Source organism: Collinsella provencensis (assembly GCF_900199705.1).
Classification (GTDB): Bacteria; Actinomycetota; Coriobacteriia; order Coriobacteriales; family Coriobacteriaceae; genus Collinsella; species Collinsella provencensis.
The window spans coordinates 1614444-1629119 of the sequence record NZ_LT904908.1 but is presented as its reverse complement, the minus strand read 5'-3'; the positions used below and the strand labels follow the sequence as shown (position 1 = coordinate 1629119).

The 14676-nt window shown below is 57.8% G+C and carries 11 protein-coding genes and 5 tRNA genes; 3 read left to right on the top strand and 13 right to left on the bottom strand.

What is annotated here, in order from left to right; genetic code table 11:
• Positions 1 to 20: 20 nt before the first annotated feature.
• The 8 genes from nusG to C1711_RS07180 form a co-directional block, all read right to left on the bottom strand.
• Positions 21 to 560: a transcription termination/antitermination protein NusG gene (nusG, locus tag C1711_RS07215; protein WP_102338418.1), complete on the bottom strand. Its 540-nt coding sequence runs from the start codon at positions 558 to 560 to the stop codon at positions 21 to 23.
• 2 nt (positions 561 to 562) lie between these two features.
• Positions 563 to 817 (bottom strand): preprotein translocase subunit SecE, encoded by a 255-nt coding sequence (gene secE / locus C1711_RS07210; protein ID WP_102338417.1) that lies wholly within the window; start codon positions 815 to 817, stop codon positions 563 to 565.
• Positions 818 to 892: 75 nt separating this feature from the next.
• Positions 893 to 968 (bottom strand) — tRNA-Trp (locus tag C1711_RS07205).
• 14 nt (positions 969 to 982) lie between these two features.
• Positions 983 to 1132: a 50S ribosomal protein L33 gene (gene rpmG / locus C1711_RS07200; RefSeq protein ID WP_006720939.1), complete on the bottom strand. Its 150-nt coding sequence runs from the start codon at positions 1130 to 1132 to the stop codon at positions 983 to 985.
• A 254-nt stretch (positions 1133 to 1386) separates the two neighbouring features.
• Positions 1387 to 2577, bottom strand: a complete 1191-nt coding sequence (gene tuf / locus C1711_RS07195) for an elongation factor Tu (RefSeq protein WP_102338416.1) — start codon at positions 2575 to 2577, stop codon at positions 1387 to 1389.
• Positions 2578 to 2672: 95 nt separating this feature from the next.
• Positions 2673 to 2749, bottom strand: a tRNA-Met gene (locus C1711_RS07190).
• 3 nt (positions 2750 to 2752) lie between these two features.
• Positions 2753 to 2828: transfer RNA gene (locus tag C1711_RS07185), tRNA-Thr, on the bottom strand.
• A gap of 9 nt (positions 2829 to 2837) precedes the next feature.
• A tRNA-Tyr gene (locus C1711_RS07180) sits at positions 2838 to 2921 on the bottom strand.
• Positions 2922 to 3453: 532 nt separating this feature from the next.
• On the opposite strand from C1711_RS07180, the gene C1711_RS07175 reads away from it, so the two are divergent.
• Positions 3454 to 3528 (top strand) — tRNA-Thr (locus tag C1711_RS07175).
• 490 nt (positions 3529 to 4018) lie between these two features.
• Here C1711_RS07175 and C1711_RS07170 read toward each other — a convergent pair.
• Both C1711_RS07170 and rlmB read right to left on the bottom strand, forming a co-directional pair.
• Entirely contained in the window at positions 4019 to 4708 is a 690-nt protein-coding gene (locus tag C1711_RS07170) for an NYN domain-containing protein (protein WP_102338415.1), read from the bottom strand.
• A gap of 3 nt (positions 4709 to 4711) precedes the next feature.
• Positions 4712 to 5683, bottom strand: a complete 972-nt coding sequence (rlmB, locus tag C1711_RS07165; protein WP_234346329.1) for a 23S rRNA (guanosine(2251)-2'-O)-methyltransferase RlmB — start codon at positions 5681 to 5683, stop codon at positions 4712 to 4714.
• A gap of 123 nt (positions 5684 to 5806) precedes the next feature.
• Here rlmB and C1711_RS07160 point away from each other — a divergent pair, with 123 nt between their 5' ends.
• On the top strand, positions 5807 to 7918 hold the full coding sequence (locus C1711_RS07160; protein ID WP_102338414.1) for an LTA synthase family protein: 2112 nt from the start codon (positions 5807 to 5809) through the stop codon (positions 7916 to 7918).
• A gap of 151 nt (positions 7919 to 8069) precedes the next feature.
• Here C1711_RS07160 and cysS read toward each other — a convergent pair whose 3' ends face one another.
• Both cysS and ispF read right to left on the bottom strand, forming a co-directional pair.
• Positions 8070 to 9536, bottom strand: a complete 1467-nt coding sequence (gene cysS / locus C1711_RS07155; RefSeq protein ID WP_102338413.1) for a cysteine--tRNA ligase — start codon at positions 9534 to 9536, stop codon at positions 8070 to 8072.
• Positions 9537 to 9936: 400 nt separating this feature from the next.
• Positions 9937 to 10428: a 2-C-methyl-D-erythritol 2,4-cyclodiphosphate synthase gene (gene ispF / locus C1711_RS07150; RefSeq protein WP_102338412.1), complete on the bottom strand. Its 492-nt coding sequence runs from the start codon at positions 10426 to 10428 to the stop codon at positions 9937 to 9939.
• Positions 10429 to 10662: 234 nt separating this feature from the next.
• Here ispF and C1711_RS07145 point away from each other — a divergent pair, with 234 nt between their 5' ends.
• Positions 10663 to 13185 carry a U32 family peptidase gene (locus C1711_RS07145; protein ID WP_234346328.1) on the top strand — a complete coding sequence of 841 codons (2523 nt, stop codon included), beginning with the start codon at positions 10663 to 10665 and terminating at the stop codon, positions 13183 to 13185.
• Here C1711_RS07145 and C1711_RS07140 read toward each other — a convergent pair whose 3' ends face one another.
• Positions 13186 to 14523, bottom strand: a complete 1338-nt coding sequence (locus tag C1711_RS07140; protein ID WP_102338411.1) for an ATP-binding protein — start codon at positions 14521 to 14523, stop codon at positions 13186 to 13188.
• Positions 14524 to 14676: the final 153 nt, after the last annotated feature.

The window sequence follows — 14676 nt, the reverse complement described above, 5'->3', positions numbered from 1 at the left end:
GGACAAACAAACAAACGACCTTATGCGATAACCGCAATCTGGTCGAAACCAAGCTCGACGGGCGTCTCACGACCGAAGATGAGCAGGTTGACCTTGACCTTGCCGGCCTCGGCCATAACCTCGGACACCTTGCCGTCGAAATCGGCCAGCGGACCGGAAATGACACGCACGGAGCTGCCAACCTCAACATCGACGACGGCACGCTTGGGAGCGCCCTCGCCCTTGTCGGCTTTGCGCATCATCTTGTTGTACTCGTCGCGAGAGAGCGGAGCGGGCTTGCCGCTGCCGCCGAGGAAGCCGGTTACGCCCGGGGTATTGCGAACGCAAGTCCAAGCGTCGTCATCCATCTCCATGCGAACAAGCACATAACCCGGGAAGATCTTGACGTCCTTCTCGTCGCGCTTGCCACCCTCTTTAAGCTCAGTGACGTGCTCAGTGGGAATCTGGATGTCGAAGATGCGATCCTGCATGCCCATGGTCTCGATGCGGTGCTCGAGATCGGACTTAACACGGTTCTCATATCCGGAGTAAGTGTGAACAACGTACCAACGCTTGGACATCTTTACCCCCTCAGGCCAGCAAAGGCAACAAGGCCGGCACCGATAACGGCATCGAGCACAGCAATAACAACGCCAACCACGATGAGCGAGACGCACACCGCGATCGTGTAGTTGACGAGTTCTTTCTTGGTGGGCCACACAACGCGCTTCATCTCGGAGCGCACGGAACCCAGATAAGCCTTGATCGAACCGAAGAAGCCCTTCTTCTCGTTCTTCTTGGCCTTAGCAGGTGTCTTGGTGCTCTTCTTGTTTGCCATGTGACTTACCTCCGCGCAAAGGCGCTTATACGTTAGAAAACCGTAAGCCTCAAAAGAGGCTTACGGATTAAAGACTGGCACGCCAGGAAGGACTCGAACCCTCAACAGACGGTTTTGGAGACCGTTGCTCTACCAATTGAACTACTGGCGTGTATGCATAAGAGACTAGCGGGTCTCCTTGTGCAGCGTGTGCTTCTTGCACCAGGGGCAATACTTCTTGATCTCCATGCGGTCGGGCATGTTTGCCTTGTTCTTGGTGGTCGTGTAATTACGACGCTTGCACTCGGTGCAAGCCAGGGTAACCATAGTGCGCATGTCTTAACCTTCCTATACCGCCCCAACGGGCACGGTCGCTAACAATAGCATCTAGCTGTGAAACCTGTCAATGCAAACGGTATCACCGTGTCTGTTCTGCAAACGAGATACACATTTTTTTGCAACGCAGATGCGGAAATGCCGTTGCGAACCCAAACTGCGATAGAACTAGCATCGAGCAGGGTGAAAAAGGACCCGGCACCAGATAAGGCGCCGGGTCCTACAAGTACGCCTAGATCAGCGAGAACGAAAAGTTACTCGATGATGGTGGAGACGATACCGGAACCCACGGTGTGGCCACCCTCGCGGATAGCGAAGCGCAGGCCCTCCTCCATGGCGATCGGGTGAATGAGCTCGCCGGTGATGGTGATGTGGTCACCAGGCATAGCCATCTCGGTGCCCTCGGGGAGCTTGACGGTACCGGTCACGTCAGTGGTACGGAAGTAGAACTGCGGACGATAGCCATCGAAGAACGGGGTGTGACGGCCACCCTCGTCCTTGGTGAGGACGTAGATCTCGCCAGTGAACTTGGTGTGCGGGGTAACGGAACCCGGCTTGCACAGAACCTGGCCGCGCTCGATCTCCTCGCGCTTGATACCACGGAGCAGGATGCCGACGTTGTCGCCAGCCTCGCAGAAGTCCATGGACTTACGGAACATCTCGATGCCGGTGGCAACGGTGTTCTTGGTCTCCTTGATGCCGACGATCTCGACGGGCTCGTTGAGACGGAGCTCACCGCGCTCGACACGGCCGGTAGCAACGGTACCACGACCGGAAATGGTCATGACGTCCTCAACGGCCATCAGGAACGGCTTCTCGTTGTCGCGCTCGGGGGTCGGGATGTAGTCGTCGACGGCAGCCATGAGCTCGCGGACAGCGTCCATCCACTTCTCCTCGCCGTTCAGGGCACCAAGAGCGGAGCCGCGAACGATGGGCAGGTCGTCTCCCGGGAACTCGTACTCGGAGAGGAGGTCACGGGTCTCCATCTCGACGAGGTCAATGAGCTCCTCGTCGTCGACCATGTCGCACTTGTTCAGGAACACGACGATGTAGGGAACGCCGACCTGACGGGCGAGCAGGATGTGCTCACGAGTCTGGGCCATCGGGCCGTCGGTAGCGGCGATAACCAGGATAGCGCCGTCCATCTGGGCAGCACCGGAGATCATGTTCTTGACGTAGTCGGCGTGGCCGGGGCAGTCAACGTGAGCATAGTGGCGAGTAGCGGTCTCGTACTCAACGTGGGCAACGGAGATCGTAATACCACGCTCGCGCTCCTCGGGAGCCTTGTCGATGTTCTCGAAGGCGGTGAAGTCGGCCTTGCAGCCATCGGTCTCAGAGAGAACCTTGGTGATAGCGGCGGTCAGGGTCGTCTTACCGTGGTCAACGTGACCGATGGTGCCGATGTTAACATGCGGCTTAGTGCGCTCAAACTTTTCCTTGGCCATGAAGCCCTCCTTCTGAAAGGTCGCCCCCTTTTGGGGCAAATTCCCTATCTAACCCAAGCGGCCTCCTCGTTTCCTTGGAAGCCGCCATAAGTTACTGGTAGCGGCGACTGGATTCGAACCAGTGACAACACGGGTATGAACCGTGCGCTCTGACCAACTGAGCTACGCCGCCAAATGGAGCCTGCAACCAGACTTGAACTGGTGACCTCTTCGTTACCAACGAAGTGCTCTACCGACTGAGCTATACAGGCCTGACTGACTGGTGGGGATGATAGGACTCGAACCTATGAACCCAGAGGGAGCGGATTTACAGTCCGCCGCAGTTGCCGCTGTGCCACATCCCCGGTCTGTCAAACTCACTCCCGATGCAACCCACACAGGCATGCCTCGTTTGCAAGCAGATGAATATTAGAACGTTGCGCTATTCCCTGTCAACAAACTTTTGAAATACACGCGTCCGGGCGTATCGCTTTGCAGGAAAAACGCACAATTTATCTGTTTCTTGCTCTTTGAATATGCCCTTTTTCTTGTTCATTTTGTAAAGCTCCAGTAAGTACTTTATGCAGATGGAGTACTTGGAGCGTGACTGTGTCGCACGCACTCTAAAAACGCGGAAATCGTTTGTCCCTCAAGAGATTATTGAGTCATTTTCGACAAACGCGAGATGGCTCCCTTTGCTTTGTTCTCACGCATCTCATCTATGAGTCGAAGCGGGATTTGTCACGCGCAACTGTTTTTGAACCGAAGCGGGAGCGGGATTGGCCGCGCATGCCTGTTTTGGCCGCACAGGCCTGTTTGTGCAACCGGGTTCTCTGCTTGCCCCAGACTCAACCGTCCGCTATCCTAGAGAAGCTTTGCGCGCCAAGCGCCCAAAGTGCCAGCGTGGCTCAACGGTAGAGCAACTGATTTGTAATCAGTGGGTTGCGGGTTCGATTCCTGTCGCTGGCTCCATATAAGTTCGGGGGCCCGATGCCATTGCGGCATTGGGCCTTTTTCTGCTTCGTGCCAGGAATCGAACCCGGTTGCGGGCGCGGAGCTGAGGGAACGCGAAGCCGTTTCCCAGCGGAGCGCGCGAGGCGCGACAGCGCCGAAGCGGTGAGAGGGCGGCCCTCAGGCCGCCCGGCGATTCCTGTCGCTGGCTCCATATGAGTTCGGGGGCCCGATGCCATTGCGGCATTGGGCCTTTTTCTGCTTCGTGCCAGGAATCGAACCCGGTTGCGTCTCGCCCCTCTTGGAACTTTGGGCTGTTTTTCGGCATTTTAATCTCAAAAATGAAGTCCAAATACCCAAAAATAGCCCAAAGTGCTGAAGGAAGAGACTTTCTAATGCGTCACGCCCACCAACGATGGGTGCTCCTTCTGGGCAAATTAGCTGAAGGGAGAGGCTTTCTGATGCGTCACGGCTGCAATCCCCCATAGCTCCCACGATCCCCCGCAGTTCCTTACCTCCCACGCAGAGACTGCAGCTTGGCAAGCGATTCCGGGCTAAGGCGGCTGCCAAGCGTGAGCTTGATGTCAACGTTCTCATCACGTGTGCGTTCAAAATCGCGATGCATATCGGCGATTTCCTCCACCAACATGCGTGCGGAAACGCGCGTCACGCCCTTCCCCATCACGGTCGCCTGAATCATCGCGTCACTCGTCACCACCGAGCAGGCACGTCCCTGTTCACGCGCCTCGACGCACAGGTTTTGAATCACCGTGTCGGCGGTCACGCCGCGAGGCGAAAACTCGATGCGCACGCCACCTTGCGGCAGGTTAGGTCGATCGGGGGACACGTTTCCCGCGGCATCGAACACGATTACCGCCTCGTACTGACGGCCGGCAAACGCCGCAACGTCGCCGATGAGCGCTGTACGCGCACGCTCGTAGACGTCATTTGAGAACGGATGGTCACCTCGGGCCTCGATGAGCTGCTCATACTTGGGTGTGGCGTGAATGACGTTGTAGCCGTCCACCACGAGTAACTCCTTTTTGCCCGACAAGGATCCACGGGGCGGCAGCGGCGTCTCCGCCGGCGCCAAACCGGAAAACGCGTTGCCCACACCGTATGTACTTGCGTCGACAATCGTTTTCGCCGAACCTTCGCCAAAACGCCGGGCCTTCGCCTTCGCACGATTCTTCTTTGCCATTCCCTACTCCCCCGCCACGAGCGCATCGCGGTTGCGACGCAGCCACTCAAAGCACAGCGCGGTCGCTGCTTGAGCGACGTTGAGACTCTCGGTCTGTCCGAGCTGGGGCAGCTTGATCGTGAAGTCGCACTTGTCGAGCACCAGGCGCGAAATGCCATCGCCCTCGGAACCCATGACAAGCGCCACGCGACCTTCGAACGGGGCGTCCCAGCAAATATCTTCGGCGTGCTCCGTGGCACCGCCGACCCAAAAACCTGCATCTTTGAGGTCATCGATCGCGCGAGCGATGTTAGGCACCTGCGCGATGGGAAGGTGCATGACGGCGCCGGCAGAGGTCTTGTAGGTGGCAACCGTGACCTCGGCGGAACGCTTGTTGGGGATGACGACACCCGCCGCGCCCACGACCTCGGCGGAACGCACGATAGCTCCGAAGTTGCCCGCATCCGTCACGTGGTCGAGCACGACCACGAGCGCGGCTCCCGTGCCAGTACGCGCAATGATGTCGGCAAGATCCGCATACGGAAACGCCCCGACCTCGAGCACGATACCCTGATGGGCCCCATGACTGGAAATCTCATCCAAACGGGAGCGGGAAACCTGCTTTACGGGAACGCCGGAGGTGCCCAGGCCTGCAAGCAGGTCGCGAATAGCGGGCTCGTTTTCCACGCCGTTGGCGATGAGCGCGCACTTGATGGGAAAGCCCGTACGCAGCGCCTCGGCGGCAGCGCGTCGTCCCTCGATGTAGTTGCCCGCCGCCGCGTGCACATCACGACGCTGCGGAGCTTGCTCCTGTGCATATGGGCGAGACGCCTTGGCCTTACGCGCCGATGTGTCGGCCCCCGCACCCGCCTTCTGCGACCTCACACTTTGACGTGGCCCGCCTTGCTTCTTTTTCGACATGTCACCGCCACGCTTAGACGCGGGCGCCTTTCGATCCCCGCGCTGGGTGCGCTCGTTCTTGCGTTTGTCTGCCATATTTAAGCTCCTCAAAGAATCGTTTTCGTAGAGCAGTATAGGGTAAAAACGCGCCATGGCGTGCGGGCTCGCTGCGTGCTCCATTAGAATGAGGACAGTCCATTTTGAGAAAGCAGCCGTTAGATGACCTCTCCGCGTACCACTTCCAAGCCCTGTCAGCCGAGTCCGCATTCGAACGCGGCGGCGGACGGGGCTTCTCCGCGCGTAAACTTCAAGTCGTGCCTGCCGTATCTCACTTCTTTGGCGGTACTTTGGGCCGCGTTCCTATTCCTCGAAGTCCTCGTGCGCCTAACCAGCGGAAATGCTGAGTTCTTCAGCATGGGGCTCATTCGCATCGCCCTTGCGAGCCTTGCGGCGGCCGCGACCATCTGGGCGCTTGGCGTTGTTGTCCCCCGCAAGAAGACCATACGCATCGTCGCCGCTGCGGTACTTGCCCTTTTTGCAGTGTGTGCGATCGCCGAAATATGCACGTTCCGCTTTTTCGGAATCTATTACCAGATTTCCTACATGCTCAGCATGGGCAACCAAATCGCGAGTAATTTCGCAGGTGAAGCGACTGGCACCGTTCTTGGAAACTGGTGGGTACTTCCCCTTGCATTTGCACCGACCCTGCTTGTCGTCGTTTTTCGCACGCAGGTTATTCCCGGCAACGACTCCTCTGCCCGAACCATCGCTTTAACACTGGCAATCTGCCTGGTATCCCATGTTGCGAGCATTGCCTCGTGCCACGTGGGCGGCGACTTTCAGTACTACACAACCGAATACACGGCAAATAGCGCTATTCCGCGTTTTGGACTCATGAACTCGCTGCGCCTCGAGGTTCAATATGCCCTCTTTGGTATGCCCTCGCTTTCGGTGAACGACACAGGCGACCTCAAGAAACAAGAGCCCGAAAAGCCTCAGACGTACAATCCAAATGTCACGGACATCGATTTCGAGGCCCTTTCGACCAACGCTCCCAACGACACGATCCGCGCCCTGGATCAGTATTTCTCCGCACAAACGCCTACGAGCAAAAATGAGTACACAGGTCTCTTCGAGAGCAAGAACCTCATTTTCATCACCGCCGAGGGATTCTCGTACAAGGTCATCGACCCTGAGCTCACGCCGACGCTCTACCGGCTCACGCACACCGGATTTGTATTCGACAACTTCTACCAACCCGACTGGACGCAATCGACCACGGGCGGAGAATTTGCCAACATGACCGGCATCATCCCGACATGGGTCAACGGCGGCACCGCGTTCAAGGCGAGCGCCTCAAACGCCATGCCCTACGGACTTGGCACCCTGTTCGCCAGTCGGGGCTACACGGTCAAGGCGTTCCACAACAACTCATACACCTATTACGACCGCCATCTCACCCATCCAAACTTGGGCTATGACTACATTGGTGATGGCAATGGATTAGAGCTGCAGAACGCAGGACAATGGCCGGCGTCCGACCTTGAAATGATGCAGGCGACCATCGGCGAGCAAATCAATGCATATGTTGCGGATGGAACGCCATTCCACACGTACTACATGAGCGTATCGGGACACTGCAATTACGGCTGGTGCGTCAACGACATGTCCGACAAGAATCGGGCGGCCGTCGAAGACATCGACGCACCCGAAACGATCATGGCGTACATCGCCTGCCAGCTCGAGCTTGAAAACGCGTTGACGTACCTGATGGGCGCTCTGGAGGACGCCGGTATCGCCGACGACACGGTCATCGTTCTATCTCCCGACCACTACCCGTACGCCATGACCGAAAACAGCGACGTTGACTACTATGCCCAGTTCACGGGCGTGGATTACGGCGCCATGCCCACGGAGCGCTATCGCAACACGCTCATTATCTGGAGCGGGTCGATGGATGAGCCTGTCGAGGTCGACACGCCGTGCAGCTCCGTCGACATCGTGCCCACGTTGCTCAACTTGTTTGGTTTTACGTACGATTCACGTCTGCTCTCGGGCCGCGATGTATTGGCAACTGAATTTGAACCGGGCAAGGTGAGCACTGCGATGAATATCGTCGTGTTCACCGATACGGGTTTTGGATCGAGCTGGATTACCTCTGCAGGAACGTTTGAAGCAAGCACGGGCGTGTTCGCCCCAGCGAAAGGCGTCGAGCTTGGGGATGAAGCCGCGTACGTCGCCGCCGTGTCCGACCTGGCTCGCAATCGCTACAGCATGGCACGCTACCTTGTTCAGGAAGATTACTACCGCCACGTGTTCTCGAATGAATAATGGGCGGCATTCCGCTGCTTTCAAGCGAAACGCCGAGAGCCGACGTGACAACCAAATATCGCTACACGAAAACAGGCGGCCCAGATAGGTCGCCTGTTCGCATGTAAATATCAAACTCTTACAGAATCAGAAAAATCCTGTGTGCGATCCCTTACGCCTGCTTGATGCGGGAGCCCGCGGCGGTGTCCTCAATAGCGAGGCCCAGATCGCGCAGGCGATCGCGGATGGCGTCTGCCGTACCCCAATCCTTGGCGGCACGCGCCTCGGCGCGCGCGGCGAGAATCGCCTCGGCGGCCTCATCCACGTCCGAACCCGCAAAGCCCACGAGCTCGGCCGCAACGCCCACGAGCTCCTCGGGAAGCGGCTCCTCAATGACCGGTAGCTCGACACCCAGCTGGTCGAGCGCCGTGGCAATAGCGTCGGCACATGCCTTCGTGGCATCGGCGTCCACGGCTCCGGCGGCCTTCTCGAGATACACGTTGGCCTCGGTTACCAGGTTAAAGTACGCAGCAATAGCGCCAGCGGTATTGAAGTCATCGTCCATGCACGCGGTGTACTCAGCAGCCGCACGCGCAACGGAGGCATTCAGGCCCTCGGCAAGAGCCGCATCCGGCGTGCCCTCGGTATGGGCAGCGGCCCACATGAGGTTGCGCACGGTGCCGGCGATACGTGCCAGCGAGTTTTCCGCGCCCTCAAGACGCTCCCAGGAGAAATCGAGCGGCGAACGATAATGGGTCTGCAGCATGAGCAGGCGTAAGGCGGCGGCGGAGTGCTTCTCGAGCACCTCAGCCAGCGTAAAGAAGTTACCGAGTGACTTGCTCATCTTTTCGCCGTCCACCAGCAGCATACCCGTGTGCATCCACGTATTGGCAAAGCCCTCGTGCCATGCGCAGGTTGCCTGAGCGCACTCGTTCTCGTGGTGCGGGAACGCGAGATCGGAACCACCACCGTGGATGTCGATAGGCGTACCCAGATAGCGGTGCACCATCGCGGCGCACTCGGTGTGCCAACCCGGACGGCCCTCGCCCCATGGACTCTTCCAGCTGGGCTCACCCGGCTTCGCGGCCTTCCACAGAGCAAAGTCGAGCGGGTCGCGCTTATCCTCGTTCTCCTCGATACGCGCACCCACCATGAGGTCATCGATGTTGCGACCCGAGACCTCGCCGTAGGTCGGATCGCTGCGCACGGCAAAGTACACATCGCCGTTATCGGCGGCATAGGCATGCTCGCCGTTGATGAGCGTCTTGATCATGCCGATCATCGCGCCGATCTCCTTGGTCGCGCGCGGACGCACGTCGGGATCGAGCACGTTAGCGGCACGCATCACGCCGATGAACTTGTCGGAGAACTCCACAGCCACTTCCTCGGCGGTGCGGCCCTGCTCGTTGGCGCGATTGATGATCTTGTCGTCAACGTCGGTGAGGTTCTGGGCGAACGTGACCTCGTAGCCGCTTGCGATGAGCCAACGGCGGATCACATCGAAGCTGATGAACGTGCGGGCATTGCCGATGTGAATGTTGTCGTACACGGTGGGACCGCACACGTACATGCGGACCTTGCCCTCTTCAATGGGGTGGAACTCCTCTTTTTTATGCGTGGCGCTGTTGTAAATCTTCATAGGTATCTCCTTAAAGCTCACGGCAGGTATTCCATGATTGACTGGGATATTTCATTCGTGCTCAAACAGTCCTGCGCAAGACGAAGCGTCCACAGGACGCTTCTTTGCGTGCGGAAACTGCGCGCGAACGAAATATCCCAGTCAACGGGATGTCCATTCTTGCTGAATAGTCTACTCGACCAGACGCATCACAAGAAGGAGGACTTCCGTCTCGTCGAGCGAAGAGCTCCGCTTGCTCAAAATCACGCGCGCATTCGTCGTAACTCGGCGGACGCTCGAAATGTTTCGTCCACCGCGAGTTCCACACGAGCCGAAGGATTCGGTGAATCCTTCGTGCGAGCAGGACTGTCCGAGCGCCGGATGAAACATTCTGAGCATCCTGGAGCACAAACATCAGCGCTTATTTGCTACATCGTTCGAGCAGGCAGACGGCCCAGGCGCCGATGCCCTCGCCCGCGCCTTCCCACCCGAGCTTTTCGGTCGTGGTGGCTTTGACGCCAACGTTCTCAACAGGACAGCCGATGGCGTGCGCAAGATTTGCGCGCATGGCATCGCGATGCGGGGTGATCTTGGGCTCCTGACATGCGATTGTGCAGTCCGCATCCACAAACTCGTAGCCCAAACCGCGCGCATGCCCCATGGTGTCCGCAAGCAGTTTAAGTGAGTCGGCGCCCTCATACGCAGGGTCGGTATCGGGGAACAGCTTCCCGATGTCTCCCCCACGACACGCGCCCAAAATGGCATCGGCTAGAGCATGTGCGAGCACATCGGCATCGCTGTGGCCCAACAGGCCCTTCTCGTACGGGATGTCCACACCGCCGATGATGCAGCGGCGCCCCGGCACCAGGCGGTGCACGTCATATCCGTGTCCGATGCGCAAGCTCGAAGCCATGGTCAGGTCCCTTCTTCTTATATTGCACAGCCATGGTATCACCCCGCTGCGCCGCGCCGCACGCACGGTACCTAAATGCCCCGTAAAACCCCTCGAGGTGGTGGCGCTCGCGTACGCCCCGCGGCACGCTCCAACTCGCAACCTTGTGTAATCCGCCCACGTTGACCGGCTTATGCCACATGCCGCCCATCCGCCCTTTATACTTGTGCCGATCAAATCTACCAGGAGTCTGCCATGCCTTCTTCTTCCCCTGTCACATCACTTCGCGACGCCGCTCACACACGCCCTGAACTACTTGCGCCCGCCGGAGGCCCCGAACCGTTCTATGCGGCGCTTGCCGCCGGCGCCGATGCCATCTACTGCGGAATGGGCTCTTTTAACGCGCGTCGCAAGGCTGCGAATTTCACCGACGAGGCATTTGGAGAGGCCTGTCGCGCCGCCCATCTCGCGGGCACGCGCGTGTATGTAACCGTTAACGTCATCATCAAAGACAGCGAAATGCAGCAGGCGCTTGAACTGGTGGAACGTTGTTGGCTCCTCGGCGCCGACGCCTTCATCATCCAGGACTGGGGCCTCTTCTTTGAGATTCGCCGCTTGCTGGCGCATATCGAAACGCACATCTCCACACAGGCGAACATCCACGACGCCCGCGGAGCCGCGTGGTGCCGCAACGTCGGCGCGGACCGCGTCACCCTCTCACGCGAGCTTTCCATCGACGAGATCGCTGAGATTTCCCACGTGGGCATTGAACTCGAGGTGTTCGCCCATGGGGCGATTTGTTTTTGCTATTCGGGCATTTGCCTACTGTCGAGCTTCACTTCGCACGGCCGCTCCGCCAACCGCGGCATGTGCGCGCAGCCGTGTCGCCTGCCCTATGAGCTGATTGACGAGAAGGGGCGCTCATGGTCGAGTGCGGGACGCGAGCGCGCCCTCTGCCCACGCGATACCTGCACCGTCGACATGCTCGATCGCCTGCTCGACGCCGGTGCGCACGCCCTCAAGCTCGAGGGGCGTATGAAAGCACCCGACTATGTCCACTCCATCGTAAGCGCCTATCGCGCGCAGCTCGATGATCTGCTCGCCGAGCGCACAACCACCCCTGAGGATGCTGAGGCACGCTATCGCCAGCTCAAACGGTGTTTCAATCGCGACTTCACCTATGAATACCAAGAAGGCCGCTCTGGCGACGAAATGATGAGCTACGAGCGCTCGAACAACCGCGGTCAGATTGTGGGCGAGGTGTTGGGCAGCCGACCGCTCGGCAACACTAAGGGACTCAAACCCGATGACAAACGCCGCCGTGCCGCGTGGACCAAGATTCGCCTCGACGAGCCTGTGGGTAAAGGTGACCTGCTTGAGCTGCGCCACGATGACGAGTTCGACCAGTTCCTTACCACCATTGCGCCGGAGGATTTAGGCGCAGGTTCCGTGGTGGAATGCCGCACCGCACGCCCCATGCCTGCGGGATCTCGCGTGCGCCTCATTCGCAGTCAGGCGGCGCTCGACGCTTCCAGCGCGGCGCTCAAGCGCCCCATCGCGCGGAAACGTTTGGTTGACGCACGCGTTGAAGCTCGCCTGGGCCAGCCGTTTGCCGTGGTGCTCACCTGCCATGACCAACCTGAGCTCACGGCACGTGCCGAGGGTTTTGTGGTGGAACCTGCGCGCAGTAAGGCCGTAACGTGCGATGACCTCATTGAGCACGTGGGTCGTATGGGCTCTTCCCCCTTTGAAGCCTCCTCGTTTGATGTCCAGCTGGACGAGGGGTGCGGCATGGGATTCTCCGCCGTGCATAAGGTCCGCGCCGCTGCGTGCGAGGCACTTGAGCACGTCATTTTGTCGGAGTGGGCCGCGCGCGAAGCCTCGCTCGACACCGGCCGCATCATCACCGCACAAACAGCGTCGTCGCCGCAATCCCAAACTCCAAAGCAAGCCCAGTGCACAGCACCCGAAATCTGCGCGCTCGCACCCTCACTTGATGCCGCGCGTGCCGCGCGACAAGCAGGTGCCACCCGCATTTACATGATGGTTGATGACCTCATTGCCGCAGGTATCTCCCCTAGCGAAGCGACTGATCGGAACCTCATCCCTGTATTGGATGAGGTCTCACGCGCCATCGATCACAATCGTCTCGACCCCTGGGCTGCAAGCGACGCCCCCATCGCCGTGGGCACCATCTCGGAGCTCGCCCTGGCAGCGGAACGCAACGCGCACGCAGAACTTCGCAGTTGCATTCCCGTACACAACGTCGCGTGCCTTACCGCGCTTGCCGAACGCGGCGCAACGGGCGCATGGCTCTCTCCCGAGCTCACGCTTGCCGAAATCGAGCAAATCGCACCTCATGCGAACGGCGCCACGCTCGGCCTCATGGTGCTGGGCGCATCGCGCGTCATGACGAGTGAACATTGCATCCTTCAAGTTGCCGGTGCCTGTATCCACGACTGCGCCAACTGTCGCCTACGCACACGCGACTTCAAGCTCAAAAACATCGACGGCCGTTTGCTGCCCGTTCGCACGGGCCTCAACGGTCGTAGCCGCCTCTACGCGGACAAACCCATCGACGCCACACCGCAGATTCCCCAGCTTCTCCGTGCGGGTGTGTCCCGTTTCCTCGTAGACGGTACGCTGCTCGAGCCCGAGGAACTTGCACGTCGTGTGACCCGCGCCCGTCGCGCCCTTGACGCGGCACTTGCCGGACGCGCGCCCGATCGCCGCATGCCCGGTTCTACCTCCGGTTGCCTTTTCCAAGGCGTGGAATGATCAAAGATATGCTGCAAGATATGTCGGTAAATACAGAAGACCGCCTTCGCGGCGGATGTCACGTGTATAAACGAGATATCTCTCCCCGATTCTTGAAGAGTACTTTTCTTGGAAAGCATCGAGCGAGGCATGAGCGGTATGTGCGGAAGACTTTACCTCGATTGGATGCACTTTTTTGCCGCGCGTAAGAATGAAATCGATTTCGTAATTTCGATTGGCTCCCGGTTTGGGCCATGTGTGATAAAAGAGTCTATCGCCATGTGCAACCAGCTCTTGAGCAACCACATTTTCGTATACCGAACCCAAATTGACAGGCAATTTATCTGCAAGCAATTTTTCATATATCAAATTATCAGTAAACGCCCTGTCTTTGAATGCCAATGTAACGAACAAACCCGTATCAGCCAGATACAGCTTAAATTTAGAGAGATCGACCGTTGCCGCCATTCCCACATTTGGATCATCGACATGATGAGCAATCAAAACTGTCTTCGATTCAACAAGTTCGGATATTTCATTTTGAACGGTTGCAGCACGCGCCCCTGATATGACACTGGAAACTTGATATCTAGAAGCTTTCTTTGCAAGCTGAGCCGGAATGGCATCGAACATCATAGAGAGAGCACCCGATGGGCTGATCTTATGAAAATCCTCTTCATATAGAGAAATAATTGTTCGTTTTACCGCGTCAACAACCTGCAGATTATTTGTTTGTAAATACGCTTCAACCGCTTGGGGCATGCCACCGACAAGCATATACAACCTGAAAGTTCTCATGAGCTTTCTATTTATTTGTTCGCCGAGAGGAGCACGGCAATCAAACGCCATGCGAAGAAGCTCGGATGTCGCCTCATCCCCTTGTGCCCAACGGAATTCCTCAAAATCCATGGGACGCATCTGGAGCTTTTCTTCTTCACTTGGGATAAGGATATTCGCCGTGTTCCGCCGAATCGAAACAAGCGAGCCCGTCTCGATGTAATCATAACGACCGTCCGCAACAAGGTGCTTTATTGCCTGCCGAGCCGAAGGGCAAAGCTGAACTTCGTCGAACACAATGAGAGATTCCCTCTCGTGCAACTGAACCCCAAATTGCAGTTGTAGCTGGAGAAAGAGGTAATTCAAGTCGGAGGTGTCGTCAAAAAGAGCACGTATTTCCGGTGATACGCGGGAAAAATCCAGTGTGATATGGGTTTTATACTCATGCTCTGCAAAAGCCTCAACAACAGTCGATTTTCCAACACGACGCGCACCTTCGATAAGCAGCGCTGTTCGCCCTTTTGAACGTTCTTTCCACTCAAGGATGGAATCGTATATTTTGCGCTTGAACAACGTTGCCATAGGCTGCCCTCTGCATTTCCGCAGGTTTATTTTCAACGTATTATTGCATTTCCGCAGGTTTATTTTCAATGTATTATTGCATTTCCGCAGGTTTATATAACGCACTCATGCCGTACCGGACATATCGTCCCATGCTCGAGCAGTCCCAGCTTG